Origin of the sequence: Streptomyces sp. NPDC001851 (assembly GCF_040297165.1) — a bacterium.
GTDB lineage: Bacteria > Actinomycetota > Actinomycetes > Streptomycetales > Streptomycetaceae > Streptomyces.
Map to the genome: position 1 here is coordinate 1 of NZ_JBEOYR010000018.1, position 15,233 is coordinate 15,233.

At 72.2% G+C, this 15,233-nt stretch carries 14 protein-coding genes, 1 tRNA gene and 1 pseudogene; 13 read left to right on the plus strand and 3 right to left on the minus strand.

Translation table 11 applies throughout. The annotated features are described in order from the left end of the window. The 7 genes and pseudogenes from ABT171_RS25550 to ABT171_RS25580 all read left to right on the plus strand — a co-directional run. A pseudogene (locus ABT171_RS25550) lies at positions 1-120 on the plus strand (UTP--glucose-1-phosphate uridylyltransferase); the annotation flags it as partial. Next, positions 117-1,439: a molybdotransferase-like divisome protein Glp gene (glp, locus tag ABT171_RS25555; RefSeq protein WP_351247594.1), complete on the plus strand. Its 1,323-nt coding sequence runs from the start codon at positions 117-119 to the stop codon at positions 1,437-1,439. The pseudogene ABT171_RS25550 and the gene glp, both read left to right, overlap by 4 nt. Positions 1,440-1,524: 85 nt before the next feature. Then, positions 1,525-2,037 carry a cyclic pyranopterin monophosphate synthase MoaC gene (moaC, locus tag ABT171_RS25560; protein ID WP_351247596.1) on the plus strand — a complete coding sequence of 171 codons (513 nt, stop codon included), beginning with the start codon at positions 1,525-1,527 and terminating at the stop codon, positions 2,035-2,037. After that, the gene (locus ABT171_RS25565) at positions 2,034-2,534 is read left to right on the plus strand and encodes a MogA/MoaB family molybdenum cofactor biosynthesis protein (RefSeq protein WP_351247597.1); all 501 of its coding nucleotides are present in this window, start codon (positions 2,034-2,036) and stop codon (positions 2,532-2,534) included. Before moaC ends, ABT171_RS25565 begins: the two co-directional genes overlap by 4 nt. Positions 2,535-2,554: 20 nt before the next feature. Continuing rightward, positions 2,555-3,178, plus strand: a complete 624-nt coding sequence (locus tag ABT171_RS25570; RefSeq protein WP_351247599.1) for a GNAT family N-acetyltransferase — start codon at positions 2,555-2,557, stop codon at positions 3,176-3,178. 173 nt (positions 3,179-3,351) lie between these two features. After that, complete coding sequence (gene sepX, locus ABT171_RS25575; protein ID WP_351247601.1) at positions 3,352-4,593, plus strand: divisome protein SepX/GlpR; 1,242 nt, start codon at positions 3,352-3,354, stop codon at positions 4,591-4,593. Between the two features lie 91 nt (positions 4,594-4,684). Then, a tRNA-Ala gene (locus ABT171_RS25580) sits at positions 4,685-4,758 on the plus strand. Positions 4,759-4,807: 49 nt separating this feature from the next. Here ABT171_RS25580 and ABT171_RS25585 read toward each other — a convergent pair. Beyond that, the gene (locus tag ABT171_RS25585) at positions 4,808-5,284 is read right to left on the minus strand and encodes a GNAT family N-acetyltransferase (RefSeq protein WP_351247603.1); all 477 of its coding nucleotides are present in this window, start codon (positions 5,282-5,284) and stop codon (positions 4,808-4,810) included. 79 nt (positions 5,285-5,363) lie between these two features. Here ABT171_RS25585 and ABT171_RS25590 point away from each other — a divergent pair, with 79 nt between their 5' ends. Then, positions 5,364-6,167 carry an exodeoxyribonuclease III gene (locus ABT171_RS25590; RefSeq protein WP_351247605.1) on the plus strand — a complete coding sequence of 268 codons (804 nt, stop codon included), beginning with the start codon at positions 5,364-5,366 and terminating at the stop codon, positions 6,165-6,167. Positions 6,168-6,171: 4 nt separating this feature from the next. On the opposite strand, the gene ABT171_RS25595 is transcribed toward ABT171_RS25590, so the two are convergent. Further along, positions 6,172-6,792: a MerR family transcriptional regulator gene (locus ABT171_RS25595; protein WP_351247909.1), complete on the minus strand. Its 621-nt coding sequence runs from the start codon at positions 6,790-6,792 to the stop codon at positions 6,172-6,174. A 186-nt stretch (positions 6,793-6,978) separates the two neighbouring features. On the opposite strand from ABT171_RS25595, the gene ABT171_RS25600 reads away from it, so the two are divergent. The 4 genes from ABT171_RS25600 (at position 6,979) to ABT171_RS25615 (ending at position 10,689) form a co-directional block, all read left to right on the plus strand. Continuing rightward, the gene (locus tag ABT171_RS25600) at positions 6,979-8,487 is read left to right on the plus strand and encodes a flavin-containing monooxygenase (RefSeq protein WP_351247607.1); all 1,509 of its coding nucleotides are present in this window, start codon (positions 6,979-6,981) and stop codon (positions 8,485-8,487) included. After that, complete coding sequence (locus tag ABT171_RS25605; protein ID WP_351247609.1) at positions 8,484-9,476, plus strand: alpha/beta fold hydrolase; 993 nt, start codon at positions 8,484-8,486, stop codon at positions 9,474-9,476. The genes ABT171_RS25600 and ABT171_RS25605 overlap by 4 nt, the downstream gene beginning before the upstream one ends. Further along, positions 9,473-10,357 (plus strand): SDR family oxidoreductase, encoded by an 885-nt coding sequence (locus tag ABT171_RS25610; RefSeq protein WP_351247611.1) that lies wholly within the window; start codon positions 9,473-9,475, stop codon positions 10,355-10,357. Before ABT171_RS25605 ends, ABT171_RS25610 begins: the two co-directional genes overlap by 4 nt. A gap of 95 nt (positions 10,358-10,452) precedes the next feature. Beyond that, complete coding sequence (locus tag ABT171_RS25615; protein ID WP_351247613.1) at positions 10,453-10,689, plus strand: hypothetical protein; 237 nt, start codon at positions 10,453-10,455, stop codon at positions 10,687-10,689. A 90-nt stretch (positions 10,690-10,779) separates the two neighbouring features. On the opposite strand, the gene ABT171_RS25620 is transcribed toward ABT171_RS25615, so the two are convergent. Next, positions 10,780-14,322, minus strand: a complete 3,543-nt coding sequence (locus ABT171_RS25620) for a S41 family peptidase (RefSeq protein ID WP_351247615.1) — start codon at positions 14,320-14,322, stop codon at positions 10,780-10,782. A gap of 154 nt (positions 14,323-14,476) precedes the next feature. Here ABT171_RS25620 and ABT171_RS25625 point away from each other — a divergent pair, with 154 nt between their 5' ends. Beyond that, positions 14,477-15,121: a TetR/AcrR family transcriptional regulator gene (locus tag ABT171_RS25625; protein ID WP_351247617.1), complete on the plus strand. Its 645-nt coding sequence runs from the start codon at positions 14,477-14,479 to the stop codon at positions 15,119-15,121. Positions 15,122-15,233: the final 112 nt, after the last annotated feature.

Here is a 15,233-nt window from a genome sequence, read left to right on the forward strand (position 1 = left end):
GGCGACCGTGGCGACTATCTGCGTGCCATTGTCAGACTCGCGTGCGAACGTGAAGACCTGGGCCCGGGCTTCCGGACCTGGCTCCGCAGTTACGTAGCCGAGGAGATGCAGCAATCTTGAGCAGCGCCGCGACCCGCCCCGCCGGCCGGGACCAGCTGTGGTCGGTGGACGATCACCTGGAGGACATCCTCTCGACGGTCCGCCCCCTCGAACCCATCGAGCTGCACCTGCTCGACGCCCAGGGCTGCGTCCTGGTCGACGACGTCACGGTGCCGGTGTCCCTGCCGCCGTTCGACAACAGCTCCATGGACGGGTACGCGGTGCGGGTCGCGGACGTCGCCGGCGCCAGCGAGGAGTTCCCGGCCGTCCTGGAGGTCGTCGGTGACGTCGCGGCGGGCGCCGCCGACCCGGTCCGGGTCGGCCCCGGCCAGGCCGCCCGCATCATGACCGGCGCCCCGCTGCCGCCCGGCGCCGAAGCCGTCGTCCCGGTGGAGTGGACCGACGGCGGACTCGGCGAGGGACCCGTCAGCGGCATGCGCGCGCGCAGCCTCGCCCCCGAAGGCGCCGAGGGGCACGTGCGCGTGCACCGCCCCGCCGAGCCACGCGCGCACGTGCGCGCCAAGGGCAGCGACGTGAAGGCCGGCGACCGCGCCCTGGAAGCCGGAACGGTGCTCGGCCCGCCGCAGATCGCTCTGCTGGCCGCGATCGGCCGCGGGACGGTACGCGTGCGCCCGCGCCCGCGCGTGGTCGTCGTGTCCACCGGCAGCGAACTCGTCCAGCCCGGCGAGGAACTGGCCGACGGCCAGATCTACGACTCCAACAGCTTCGCCCTGACCGCCGCCGCGCGGGACGCGGGCGCCATCGCCTACCGGGTGGGCGCCGTCGCCGACGACGCCGAGACCCTCCGCTCCACCATCGAGGACCAGCTCGTCCGCGCCGACCTGCTGGTGACCACGGGCGGGGTGAGCGTGGGGGCGTACGACGTGGTCAAGGAGGCGCTGTCGTACGCCGGTGACGAGGACGAGGCGGGCAGCGGCGTGGAGTTCCGCAAGCTCGCCATGCAGCCCGGCAAGCCCCAGGGGTTCGGCTCCATCGGCCCCGACCACACGCCGCTGCTGGCCCTGCCGGGCAACCCCGTGTCGTCGTACGTCTCCTTCGAGCTGTTCGTCCGTCCCGCCATCCGCGCCCTGATGGGCCTCACGGACGTGCACCGGCCCCGTGTCCGCGCCACCCTGAAGGCGGACAAGGCGCTGCACTCGCCCCAGGGGCGCCGGCAGTTCCTGCGCGGTGCCTACGGCGACGGCCAGGTGACCCCCGTGGGCGGCACCGGCTCGCACCTGATCGCCGCGCTGGCACACGCCGACGCGCTGATCGTCGTCCCCGAGGACGTCGCGTCCGTCGAGCCCGGCACCGAGGTGGAGGTGGTCCTGCTCGGCTGAGCCCCGCTGGTTGGGGGTACCGTGTCGCGCACAGCAGGCCCGTGCACCGCACTGTGACGGGCCCGGACCGGGAGCGGCACACAGCATGACTGAGTCTTTCCGGGGGGAGACCCCCGGACCCGTTGCGCAGGACCGACTGACGCACATCGACGAGGCGGGCGCGGCCCGCATGGTCGACGTGTCCGAGAAGGACGTGACCGTGCGCACCGCCCGCGCCAGCGGCCGCGTCCTCGTCTCGTCCCGCGTGGTCGAGCTGCTGCGCGGCGAGGGGATGCCCAAGGGGGACGCACTCGCCACCGCGCGTATCGCCGGCATCATGGGCGCCAAGCGCACCCCGGATCTGATCCCGCTGTGCCACCCGTTGTCGGTGTCCGGTGTGAAACTGGATCTGTCGGTCGCGGACGACGCCGTGGAGATCCGAGCCACCGTGAGGACGACGGACCGCACAGGCGTCGAGATGGAGGCCCTCACCGCCGTGACGGTTGCCGCGCTCACCGTGATCGACATGGTCAAGGCGGTCGACAAGGGAGCGGTCATCACGGACGTACGGGTGGAGGAGAAGACGGGCGGCAAGTCGGGCGACTGGAGCCGGGCATGAGCTACCGCGCTCTGGTGGTCACCGCCTCCAACAGGGCCGCCGCGGGCGTCTACGAGGACAAGGGCGGCCCCTTGGTCGCCGACGGCCTGAAGAGCTTCGGGTTCGATGTCGACGGCCCCCAGGTCGTCCCGGACGGGGATCCCGTGGCGGCGGCCCTGCGCGCGGGAGCCGACGCCGGGTACGACGTCATCGTCACCACCGGCGGCACCGGGATCTCGCCCACCGACCGCACGCCCGAGGCGACCCGCGCGGTGATCGACCACGAGGTGCCGGGCATCGCGGAGGCCATCCGGGCGTTCGGACGGGAGAAGGTTCCCACCGCGGCGCTCTCCCGGGGCCTGGCCGGGGTGGCGGGACGGACCCTGATCGTCAATCTGCCGGGCTCCACGGGCGGGGTGAAGGACGGCCTCGCCGTGCTGGAGCCCCTGCTGGTCCACGCCGTCGACCAGATCCGCGGCGGCGACCACCCCAGACCCAGCAGCGGGGGTGCGAGCTGAACAGCCCTTCCTGGCCCGTCGTGCTGGCGGACGGCGATGTCGTCCTCCGTCCGATAAAGCTGCGCGACCAGCGGGCCTGGCGCGAGGTGAACCGGCGCAACCGGGACTGGCTGCGCCCCTGGGAGGCGACCATTCCGCCGCCCACGCCGAGCGGGCCGATCGCGCACCGGCCGACCTACCGCCAGATGGTCCGGCACCTGCGCTCCGAGGCCCACGCGGGCCGGATGCTGCCGTTCGTCATCGAGTACCAGGGGCGGCTCGTCGGGCAGTTGACGGTCGCCGGGATCACCTGGGGGTCGATGTGCTCGGGGCACATCGGCTACTGGGTGGACGAGGCCGTGGCCGGACGCGGGGTGATGCCGACGGCCGTCGCGCTCGTGGTGGACCACTGTTTCCGCATGGTCGGCCTGCACCGCATCGAGGTCTGCATTCGCCCCGAGAACCGGCCCAGCCGCCGGGTCGTGGAGAAACTCGGTTTCCGCGAGGAGGGGCTCCGGCCGCGTTATCTGCACATCGACGGGGCCTGGCGCGACCATCTGGTGTTCGCGCTCACTGCGGAAGAGGTGCCCGACGGGTTGCTCGCACGGTGGCACCGGGCAGGCTCCCCGCAGGTGCGGCAGAAACCCCAGAACACGGGAAATTGAATATGTGTTCGAAATTGAGCGGGCGTTGACCGCCTTGGATGCATCGAATTCGGTCCCGAGGTGGTCGGCTGATCGCATCGGTCGCAAAAGAAGCTGGAAATATCAGCCAGATCGTGCGACACACCGGCCCAATTGGCGGATGGCCTCACGCAAACCCCTCTACGGTGTGAGACGTGAGCAGCAGCGGCCTCATCTACGCAGTCATTGTCGGGGCCTGGGCCGCCTACTTGGTGCCGATGTGGCTCCGTAGGCAGGACGAGCTGAACGAGGCCCGTCCGACGGAACGCTTCAGCACCGCCATCCGGCTGCTGTCCGGAAGGGCGGGTATGGAGCGCCGGTACGCCAAGGACCTGCGGGCGCGCTCCACCGAGGAGGGGGAGCCGGACACCGGCGATCCGGACGCCGTCACCGACTCGGTGGACGTCCGGGCCTTCGCCATGCCTCCGACCCGCCGTCAGGTCCACGCCGGCGCCGACCTCGACGCGCCCGCGAAGGCGGAACCGGCACGCGAGCAGGCCTCCGGGCCGGTGCCCAAGCCCGCGTCCGCGCCCGCGTCCGGCGCCGTGCGCTCCTCCGGTGCCGCGCCCGCGTCTGCGTCCGGCTCCGTGCCCGCGCAGAAGCGAGTGCCGTCCGCGCGGCGCACGCCCTCGGCGCAGGCGGCCGCGGCGCGCGCCCAGCGCTCGAAGGTCCTCGCGCGCCGCCGGCGCACCACTGTGGTGCTCTTCCTCGCCTTCACGTTCGGCGCCATCGTCGCCGCCGTCGGCGGTTTCGCCTTCCTGTGGGCGCCGGCCGTACCGGCCGTGCTGCTCAGCGCGTACATCGCCTACCTGCGCTCCCAGGAGCGCCGGCGCTTCGCGTATCAGATGGACCGCCGGCGCGCCGAGGACGCCGCCCAGCGGCTGCGGGCGCGCCAGCCGCGCCGGCGCGCCCCCGCCGAGGCGGACCCCGGCGCGGAGGAAACGGAGGAGGCCTCACAGGCCGGGACGGACACCGGGCTCGCCGCGCTCGCCGCGGACCGGCGCGCCCTGGTCGAGCAGACGGACCACGCCGAGTGGGTCGACCAGCAGCGCGAGCGGCAGCGACGGCCCGGCGGGGACAGCTGGGACCCGGTGCCGGTGCCCCTGCCGACGTATGTGACCGCGCCGGTCGCGCCGCGTGCGACCTCCGACGTGGACCTGGGCGCGCCCGGCACATGGAGTTCGGCGCGCTCCAGCTCGGTGGCTCCGGAGCACGAGGCGAGCCACGCGCCGCAGGCCGGGGCGGCCGAGCCGGCGCCCGCGGCCGAGGGCAAGCCGGCCAGCGGTCGCAGCGACGCGCGCCGCGCGGCCTCCGCGCGCCGGGCGCGCGAGCGCGGCGGCACGCCGCTCTTCGATCAGTACGAGGACGGCGACCGCCCCCGCGCCGCCAACGAGTGACGGCCGCCACACTTCGGGAATGCCTGCTGACCAGTCAGGGAGCGGATTTCCAAGCACCCCGATCGGGATGCTAAAGTTTCACTCGTTGCAAGGGCCTGTGGCGCAGTCCGGTAGCGCACCTCGTTCGCATCGAGGGGGCCAGGGGTTCAAATCCCCTCAGGTCCACGCAGCATGAAGCCCCGGTCGGCGGAAGTCGACCGGGGCTTCATCGTCTTCACAGCCGCTTCGCGAAGCAGCGGCTCTCCTCGTGGTGGCGGTAGTAGCCGAACTTGGCGCACGGCTCGTAACCGCTGGAGGTGTACAGGGCGATGGCCTCCGGCTGCTTGGAGCCCGTCTCCAGGACCATGCGGACACGGCCGGCCATGCGGGCGTCCTCCTCCAGCTCCGCCAGGATCCGGCGGGCCAGGCCCCGGCCGCGCATCTCGGCGATGACGAACATGCGCTTCAACTCGGCGTCGCCGTCCAGGTTGCCCTCCTCGTTGCGGTCCTGGCTGCGCCAGCCGCCGGTGGCCACGGGGCGGTCGAACTCGTCGTACGCGATCAGGTAGACGCCGTGGGGCGGGTCGAAGTCCGCCGCGTCGAGGACGGTGGCGTCGCCGTCGTCGCCGTAACGCTCGGCGTACTCGGCCTGGACCTCGTCGTTGAGTTTGACGGCATCAGGGTGATCGAAACGAACACGACGTATATGCATGCTGGGCATCGTACTTCTATGCGAGGGTGGGGGCGCTGGGCTTTCCGGGCCCCGTCCAGTGTGCCGGTATCGTGCCCTGGTGCTGACTGTGACCTCGGTGAACGTGAACGGACTGCGAGCCGCCGCCAGGAAGGGCTTCGTGGAGTGGCTCGCGCAGACCTCCGCGGACGTCGTCTGCCTGCAGGAGGTGCGCGCCGAGCCGCATCAGCTGCCCGAGGAGGTGCGGCAGCCCGACGGCTGGCACGTCGTGCACGCCCCGGCAGCCGCCAAGGGCCGCGCGGGCGTCTCCCTCTACACCCGGCGTGAGCCCGACCGGGTCCGCGTCGGTTTCGGCTCGGCCGAGTTCGACGGCAGCGGCCGCTACGTCGAGGCCGACCTGCCCGGCGTCACCGTCGCCTCCCTCTATCTGCCCTCCGGTGAGGTCGGCACCGAGCGGCAGGACGAGAAGGTCCGCTTCATGGGCGAGTTCCTCGGCCACCTCAAGGAACTGCGGGAGCGGGCCGCCGCCGACGGCCGCGAGGTGGTCGTGTGCGGCGACTGGAACATCGCCCACCAGCAGGCCGACCTCAAGAACTGGCGCGGCAACACCAAGAACTCCGGCTTCCTGCCCGAGGAGCGCGAGTGGCTCGGCCGCGTGTTCGCCGCCGAGGAGGGCGGCTACGTCGACGTCGTACGGGCCCTGCACCCGGACGTCGAGGGACCGTACACCTGGTGGTCGTACCGGGGGCGGGCCTTCGACAACGACTCCGGGTGGCGCATCGACTACCACGTCGCCACGCCCGGTCTCGCCGGCAAGGCCGTCAAGGGCTTCGTCGAGCGCGCGGCCACGCACGCCGAGCGCTGGTCCGACCACGCGCCGGTGACCGTCGTCTACGACCTCTAGGGTCCTAGTCCCGCTTGCTGGTCCACCGGTCCAGCGCCAGGGACAGTTCCGCCTCCACCACGCTGCGCGCCAGCGGGCGCAGGCGCTGGAGGTCCTCCCGGCGGGCGTGGCGGAGGATCAGGTCGGTGAAGAGTGCGGCCAGTGCGTCGGCGTGTTCGCGGACGCGGGCGGCGGCCGTGAGTACCTCGCCGAGCGGGATGCCCTCGCGGACCAGGGCGGAGGAGACGTCCAGCAGGCGGCGGCTGATGTGGACGATCTCGTCGCCGTCGGTGCCGAGGTAGCCCAGGTCCAGGGCGGCGGCGAGGTTCTCGGGGGTGACCTCGCCCTCGAAGCGGGCGGCGAGTTCCTCGGGGGTGAGGCGGACCGGCTCCTCCTCGCTCGGGGGGCCGACGCCGAGGAGGTCGGCGACGTTCCGGCCCTGGTCGAGGGCCTCCGCGAGTTCCGCGATGCCGTTCAGGGTGTGGCCGCGCTCCAGCAGGGCGGCGATGGTGCGCAGACGGGCCAGGTGGTGGTCGTCGTACCAGGCTATGCGGCCCTCGCGGCGGGGCGGGGGGATCAGCTTGCGCTCGCGGTAGAAGCGCAGGGTGCGCACGGTGATGCCGGCGAGCCGCGCCAGCTCCTCCATGCGGTACTCGCGGCCGGCTTCCTGGTGTTCTGCGTCCTCTGCCACGCCCGCAGCCTATGGTGTACCGCCGGTAACTTCCTTACTCCGACCCCTACCGCTCGGTACGGAGCTGCTCTACAGTCCCATTGCGCCAGTGTTCACTGGCAGAGTTCCTGGGTTCCTAGGTGATGCGTGGAGGCTTCGTCGATGGCCGAGCACGAGCATGTACGGGTGGCGGTGATCGGGTCCGGCTTCGGCGGGCTGGGGGCCGCCGTGCGGCTGCGCCGCGAAGGGATCACCGACTTCGTCGTCCTGGAGCGGGCGGACAGCGTCGGCGGCACCTGGCGGGACAACAGCTACCCCGGGTGCGCCTGTGACGTGCCCTCCCACCTCTACTCCTTCTCCTTCGCCCCCAACCCCGACTGGCCGCGCACCTTCTCCGGGCAGGAGCACATCCGCGCCTACCTGGAGCACGTCACCGACGTCTTCGGGCTGCGCCCGCACCTCCGCTTCGACTCCGAGGTCAAGCTGATGACCTGGGACGCCGGGAACCTGCGGTGGCAGATCGAGACCGCGCGGGGCACGCTCACCGCCGACGTCGTCGTCTCCGCCACCGGGCCGCTGTCCGACCCGAAGATCCCCGAGATCCCGGGCCTCGCCTCCTTCCCGGGCAAGGTGTTCCACTCCGCCCGCTGGGACCACGACTACGACCTGCGCGGCAAGCGCGTCGCCATGGTCGGCACCGGCGCCTCCGCCATCCAGATCGTGCCCGCCATCCAGCCGCAGGTCGGCCGGCTCACCCTCTTCCAGCGCACCCCGCCCTGGGTCATGCCCCGCGTCGACCGCGCCATCAGCGGCGCCGAGCGCCGGCTGCACCGGTCGCTGCCCTTCACCACCCAGCTCAGGCGCGGCCTGCTGTGGGGCATCCGGGAGCTGCAGGTCCAGGCGTTCACCAGGCACCCCGACGAACTCGGCCTCGTGGAGCGGCTCGCCAAGCGCAACATGGCCCGCGCCATCAAGGACCCGGCCCTGCGCGCCAAGCTCACCCCCGACTACCGCATCGGCTGCAAGCGGATCCTGCTGTCCAGCACGTACTACCCGGCGCTGGCCGAGCCGAACGTGGACGTCGTCGCCGGCGGCCTCAGCGAGATCCGCGGCTCGACCGCCGTCGCGGCCGACGGCACCGAGGCCGAGGTCGACGCGATCGTCTTCGGTACGGGCTTCCACGTCACGGACATGCCGATCGCCGAGCGGGTGATCGGGGCCGAGGGCGTCACGCTCGCCGAGTCCTGGAAGAACGGCATGCAGGCGCTGCGCGGCGCCGCCGTCGCCGGGTTCCCGAACTGGATGACGATCATCGGACCCAACACCGGCCTCGGGAACTCCTCGATGATCCTCATGATCGAGTCCCAGCTGAACTACATGGCCGACTATCTGCGCCAACTGGACGTCCTCGGAGGCCGTACAGCCCTCGATGCCCGGCCCGCGGCCGTCGAGCACTGGAACCACAGGGTGCAGGAGCGCATGAAGCGCACCGTGTGGAACACCGGCGGCTGCACCAGCTGGTACCTGGACGCGAGCGGCCGCAACACCACCATCTGGCCCGGTACGACGTCCGAGTTCCGGCGCGCGACCCGGCGGGTGGACCTGGGGGAGTACGAGGTCATCCGCACGCCGGCGGCAGCGCCCGGGAAGCGGAGCGAGGCCGTCGCATGAGCCGCCGCGCCTCCGTCACCTCCGTCACCTCCGTCACCTCCGGCCCCTATGCCCCGCCCGTCCCCTCCCGCGAACTCACCGTCTTCTCCGCCGACGGCGCGCGGCTGCACGTCGAGGTGCACGGCCCGAAGGACGCGCCCCCCGTCGTCCTCTCCCACGGCTGGACCTGCTCGACCGCCTTCTGGGCGGCGCAGATACGGGACCTGGCGGCCGACCACCGGGTGATCGCGTACGACCAGAGGGGGCACGGGCGTAGCCCCGCGAGCCCCACGTGCACAACCCGCGCGCTGGCGGACGACCTGGAAGCGGTGCTCGCGCAGACACTCGCGCGCGGGGAGAAGGCGCTGATCGTCGGCCACTCCATGGGCGGGATGACGGTCATGGCCGCAGCCACGCGCCCCCGGTTCCGTGAGCACGCCGCCGCCGTCCTGCTGTGCAGCACCGGCAGCTCGCGGCTGGTCGCGGAGTCGCGGGTGGTGCCGTTGCGCGCCGGGCGTGTGCGCACCTGGATCACCGGGCGCGTACTCGGATCACGCGCCCCGCTCGGACCGGTCACGCCGGTCGCGAAGAGCATCCTCAAGTACGCCACCATGGGCGCCGGTTCCGCCCCGCACATGGTGGAGGCGTGTGCGCGGATCGTGCACGCCTGCCCGCGCGCCGTGCGCCACGCCTGGGCCGGCGTGCTGGAGGCGCTCGATCTCGACCACGGCGTACGTGAGTTGCACGCGCCCACCGCGGTGCTGCACGGCGCGTCCGACCGGCTCACGCCCCCGGTGCACGCACGTGCGCTGGTCGCCGCGCTGCCGCACTGCGTCGGCCTCACCGAGCCGGCCGGCGTCGGCCACATGACCCCGATCGAGGCTCCCGACCTGGTGATCGACAGGATCCGGGAACTCGTCACCACGTACGTCACCGTCACCGGGACCGACCCCGACGACGAGCACGACGAGCGCCGTTCCACCCCGGCGCAGACCAAGGAGGGCGCATGAGCAGGGTCAGCCTCGAAGGGCAGGTCGCGGTCGTCACCGGAGCGGCGCGCGGGGTCGGTGAGCTGCTGGCGCGCAAGCTCTCCGCGCGCGGCGCGAAGGTCGCGCTGGTCGGCCTGGAGGAGGAGGCGCTCAAGGAGGTCTCCTCGCGCCTGCACAGCGACAGCGCCCACTGGTACGCCGACGTCACCGACCATGAGGCCATGGGCCGGGTCGCGCAGGAGGTGAAGGCGCGGTTCGGGAAGGTCGACATCGTGGTGGCCAACGCCGGTGTGGCGACGGGCGGCCCGTTCGCCGACTCCGACCCGCAGGCATGGCGGCGCGTGATCGAGGTGAACCTGATCGGGTCGGCGGTGACCGCGCGGGCGTTCCTGCCGGTGCTGGTGGAGAGCCGGGGCTATCTGCTGCAGATCGCCTCGCTCGCCGCGATCACCCCGGCGCCGATGATGACGGCGTACTGCGCGTCCAAGTCGGGTGTGGAGGCGTACGCGCACAGTCTGCGCGCCGAGGTCGGCTACCAGGGCGTGCGCGTCGGCGTCGGGTACCTGTCCTGGACCGACACCGACATGGTGCGCGGCGCCGACCAGGACGACGTCATGCGGGAGTTGCGGCAGCGGCTGCCGTGGCCGTCCAACAAGACGTACCCGCTGGGACCGGCGGTGGACCGGCTGGTCGCCGGGATCGAGCGGCGCTCGGCGCATGTGTACGGGCAGTGGTGGCTGCGCGGCATGCAGGGCGTGCGCGGATATCTGCCGGCGCTCATCGGCACGGTCGGGCAGCGCGAGATGAAGCGGTTCGCGCCGCGCCTGCAGGGGATGCGCTCGGGACTCGTGGGCGCGGGCGGAGCGGCCGACGAAGCAGCGCGCGCTACGCACCGTGACTGATCCACATGCATACCGTGGTCGGCCGTGTGAATCTGGGTGAGGCCCCCCGAGGGGGGCCGATTCCCCCACCTCACCCACTACGGGAGTGAACCCACATGGGTATGAAGGACAAGGCCAACGAGTGGCAGGAACAGGGCAAGCAGAAGATCGGTCAGGCCCGGGAGCGGGCCGGCCAGCAGCAGCCCCAGCGTGGCCAGCAGCAGTCCCAGCGCGGTCAGCAGCAGCCGCAGCGCGGTCAGCAGCAGTCCCAGCGCGGTCGTGAGAACATGCGCGACATCGAGGACACGGAAGCGGAGATGGAAGACCGCTTGGACCGGGACTACGACGCGTAGTCGCTGCGCTCGGCTCTGGCCGGTGTGACGTGGGGCACCCTCCCTTGTGGAGGGTGCCCTGCACTTGTGGAGAGTGCCCTGCGTTTGCGGCTACTGGCGTGGCGGCAGCTTGGGGCGGGAGCGGTCGGGGGTCTCGCTGTAGTCGGGGGGGACGGCCGCCGGGTTGGACTCCAGGAGTTCCAGGGCGAGTTGGACCGCGTCGTCGAGCTGGGCGTGGCGGCCCTCCGCCCAGTCCAGGGGGGTGCGCAGGATCTCCAGGTCGGGGGCGACGCCGTGGTTCTCCACGGACCAGCCGTAGGCGTCGAACCAGGCCGCGTTCATCGGTACGGTGATGACCGTGCCGTCGCCCAGCCGGTGGCGGCCGGTCATGCCGACCACGCCGCCCCAGGTGCGCTGCCCGACCACCGGGCCGAGCTTCAGCAGCTTGAAGGCGGCCGTGATCATGTCGCCGTCGGAGGAGGTCGCCTCGTCGGCGAGGGCCACGACCGGGCCCCTCGGCGCGTTCGAGGTGTACGACACCGGTTGCGCGTCCCGTGTCAGGTCCCAGCCCAGGATCGTCCGGGTCAGCTTCTCGATGACGAGTTCGCTGATGTGCCCGCCCGCGTTGCCGCGCACGTCCACGATCAGGGCCGGCCGGGACACCTCCATGCGCAGGTCGCGGTTGAACTGGGCCCAGCCGGAGCCGCCCATGTCGGGGATGTGCAGGTAGCCGCACTTGCCGCCGCTCAACTCCCGGACGACGTTGCGGCGTTTGGCCACCCAGTCCTGGTAGCGCAGCGGCCGTTCGTCGATCAGCGGGACGACGGCGACCCGGCGGGCCCGGCCCGGCTGCCCCTCCGGCGGGGTGAACGTCAGCTCCACGGTCGTACCCCCGGAGCCGGCGAGGAGCGGGTACGGTCCGGTCACCGGGTCCACCGGGCGGCCGTCGACGTGGGTGAGGACGGCGCCCTCGCGGATGCCCGTGCCGGCCAGCGGTGAGCGGGCCTTGGAGTCGGAGGAGTCGCCGGGCAGGATGCGTTTGACGACCCAGCCCTCCTCCCGGTGCACGAAGTTGGCGCCGAGGAGGCCCTGCCAGCGCTGGTAGTGGGGCGGGCCCTCGTTGCGGCGGGCGGCGGTGACGTAGGCGTGCGAGGTGCCCAGTTCGCCGAGGACCTCCCGCAGCAGATCGGCGAACTCGTCCGGGGAGGCGACCCGTTCGACGAGCGGCCGGTACTGGTCGAGCACCGCGTCCCAGTCGATGCCGCTCATGCCCGGGTCCCAGAAGTAGGCGCGGATGATCCGGCCCGCCTCGTCGTAGGCCTGACGCCACTCGGCGGGCGGGTCGACCGCGTGGAGGAGGCGGCGCAGGTCGATCCAGACGGTCGTGTCGCTGTCGCCCGGCTCGGTGGAGGGGGCCGCGCGCAGGTCGCCCTCGTCGACGACGACCAGGCGGGTGCCGTCGCCGCTGACCGCGAACCAGTCCAGGTGGTCGACCAGTTCGGACTTCTTCGCCTTGGTGAGGTTGAAGTACTCCAGGGTCGGGCGGCCGCTGATGTCGGAGGGGTTGGCGAAGGTCTCGCCGAGCGCGCCGGAGATCGGCCAGCGCAGCCAGACCAGGCCGCCGCCGGCGACCGGGTGCAGCGCGGAGTACTTGGAGGCGATGACCGGGAACGGCGTGACCCGCATCGCCAGGCCCTCCACCTCCACGGTCACCGTGCCGGCCTCGCCCGTCTCCTCGTCCTCGGCCGGGTCGAGTCCGCCGGCCGCCGGACGGCCCTCGGGGTTCAGGGCGAAGGGCGAGGGCGTCGCCGAGTTCAGCGGGACGAGGTACGGGCGGCAGCCGAGCGGGAAGGACAGGTCGCCGGTGTGGACGTCGTAGACCGGGTCGAAGCCGCGCCAGGAGAGGAAGGCGAGATAGCGGCCGTCGCGGGTGAAGACGGGGTTCTCGTCCTCGAAACGCCCGTTGGTCACGTCCACGATCAGCCGGTCCTTGATACGGGCCAGCTTGATCTGGCGCAGGGAGCGGCCGATGCCCGGGTGGGACCAGGCGAGCCAGGCGCCGTCCGGCGAGAAGGCGAGGTCACGGACGGGGCCGTTGACGGAGCGGATCAGCTCGGTGACCGGGCCTACGGCGGCTTCCCCGGGCCCGGCGCCCTGCTCCCCGGCGGCTTCCCCATGTCCGGTGCCCTGCTCTCCGGCGGCCGCTGCGGCTACGGCGTCCTGCCCCCCGGCGCCTGCTGCGGCTACGGCGTCCTGTTCGCCGGCGCCTGCTTCGGACCCGGCCCCCTGCGTACCCTCCCCGGCGTCCCCGGCGTCCCCGGCGTCCCCGGCGTCCCCGGCGTCCGTGGCCTCCCCAGTCCCAAATGCCTCTACCGCCTCTGTGCTGGCCTCTGTGGCCTCCCCAGCCCCCGCCTCCTCAGCCCCCGCCTCCTCCCCCGCATCGATCAGCAGCAGCCGCCCGTCATGCGAAGCGATCGCCAGCCGTTCGCCCAGGGGGTCGGAGATCATCTCCAGGACGCGGCCCAGTGCGCCGGAGGCGACCCGGCGGGGAGCGCGGTCGCCGGTCGTGCGGGGGAGCTGGGCGATCTCGACGGCGTCCTCGCCCTCGGCGTCCGTCACATACGCGACCTGGCCGGTCGTGCCCAGCATCTCCGGCAGCCGTACCCGCACCCCGGGTGTGTCGGTGATCGTACGGGCGGGGCCGTCGCGGTGGGTGAGCCAGTACAGGCTGCCGCGTACGACGACGGCGCTGGCCCGGCCGGTGTCGTCCACGGAGATGCCGTCGACGTTCTGCGCGGCCGGCACCTGGTACCGGCGGCGCCCGGTGGCCGGTCCGCCGAGGCGGATGTCCAGCTTGCGCGGTACGGCGTCCGGGGAGAGGTCGTCCACGAGCCACAGGTCGCCCGCGCACTGGTAGACCACGCGGCTGCCGTCGCTGGAGGCGTGCCGGGCGTAGAAGGCGTCGTGGTCGGTGTGGCGGCGCAGGTCGGTGCCGTCGTGGGCGCAGGAGTACAGGTTGCCGACGCCCTCGTGGTCGGAGAGGAAGGCGATCCGGCCGGCGACGAACATGGGGCAGGCCAGATGGCCGCCGATGTCGGGCAGGAGCCGTTGCCCGTGCAGCCAGAGGCGGCCCGTGGCGCCGCCGCGGTAGCGCTTCCAGGAGGCCGGTTCGTGCGGCGGGGTGCCGGTGAGCAGCAGGGTCTTGTGCTGTCCGTCGATGTCGGCGACCTGGATGTCGGAGACCGGGCCCCAGGGCAGTTTGCGGCCCGGTTCGCCGTCGGTGGACACCTTGTAGGCCCAGGTGAAGTAGGAGAAGGGCTCGCCGTGGGAGGCGACGGCCAGGATGTCGGCGTTGCCTTCCGCGTCGGGGGGTGTCCATCCGCAGACCTGGGTGTCGGTGCTGCCCCAGTACGTCAGCTGCCGCGCGGGGCCGCCTTCGACGCCCACGAGGTGGATCTCGGGTACGAGGCTGCGCCAGTTCGTGTACGCGATGTGGCGGCCGTCGGGCGAGAAACGCGGGTGCCCGTCCTTCGTGCGGTCGACGGTGAGCCGCCAGGCACGGCCGGGAGCGTCGAGGGGGGCCAGCCACAGGTCGTCCTCGGCCACGAAGCACAGCAGGTCGCCGCTGAGGTGGGGGAAGCGCAGATAGCTCACCTCCCCATGCTTTTCCGCGGGCGGGGGCGCAGCAACTTATGCGTCTTTCACACTCGTGACCCAGGGCACGTACGAAACAGTTTCGTTTCGCATCCTGGGCGGGGTATCTTCAGGGTGTACACAGCAGACAGGGACCGGAGCGGAGGTGAGTGGCATGACCGAGGCCGCACCCGAGGGCGCTGCGTCAGCCGCTCCGGCGGAGCCGGCGCTCGCACCGGGACGCCGCAGCCGGATCACGCCCGAGCGCGAGGCCGAGTTGTACGCGGCCGTGCTCGGCCTGCTCCGGGAGGTCGGGTACGACGCCCTCACCATGGACGCCGTCGCCGCCCGCACCCGCTCCAGCAAGGCCACGCTCTACCGCCAGTGGGGCGGCAAGGCCGAGCTGGTCGCGAAGGCGGTACGGCACACCAAGCCGGGCCGGGTCGGGGACGTCGACACCGGGTCGCTCAGGGGCGACCTGCACGCCCTCACGCGGGCCTCGGACGACTGCGAGATGGAGCAGAACTCCGCGCTGATGCGCGGACTGGCCATGGCCGTCCACAGCAACCCGGACCTCCTGCGGGCGTTCCGGGACCATCTCATCGAGCCGGAGATGGCGGAGTTCCGCCGCGTGCTGCAACGGGCCGTCGACCGGGGCGAGGTCCGTGCGGACAACCCGGCGATCGACTACGTGATGCACATGATGATCGGCGGGTTCGCCGCCCGCACCATCATCGACGAGCAGCCGCCGACGCAGGCCTTCCTCCTGTCGTACATCGACGCCGTGGTCCTCCCCGCCCTCGGCGTCCCCACCACCTGATCACTCCTGATTGCTCCTGATCATCCCTGATCGGGAGCTGCTCACCAGCTGAACCCTCTCCCCAGCGAAGCCCACCACTGACGTCACCGCTCACGTCGTCGGGCTGATCACC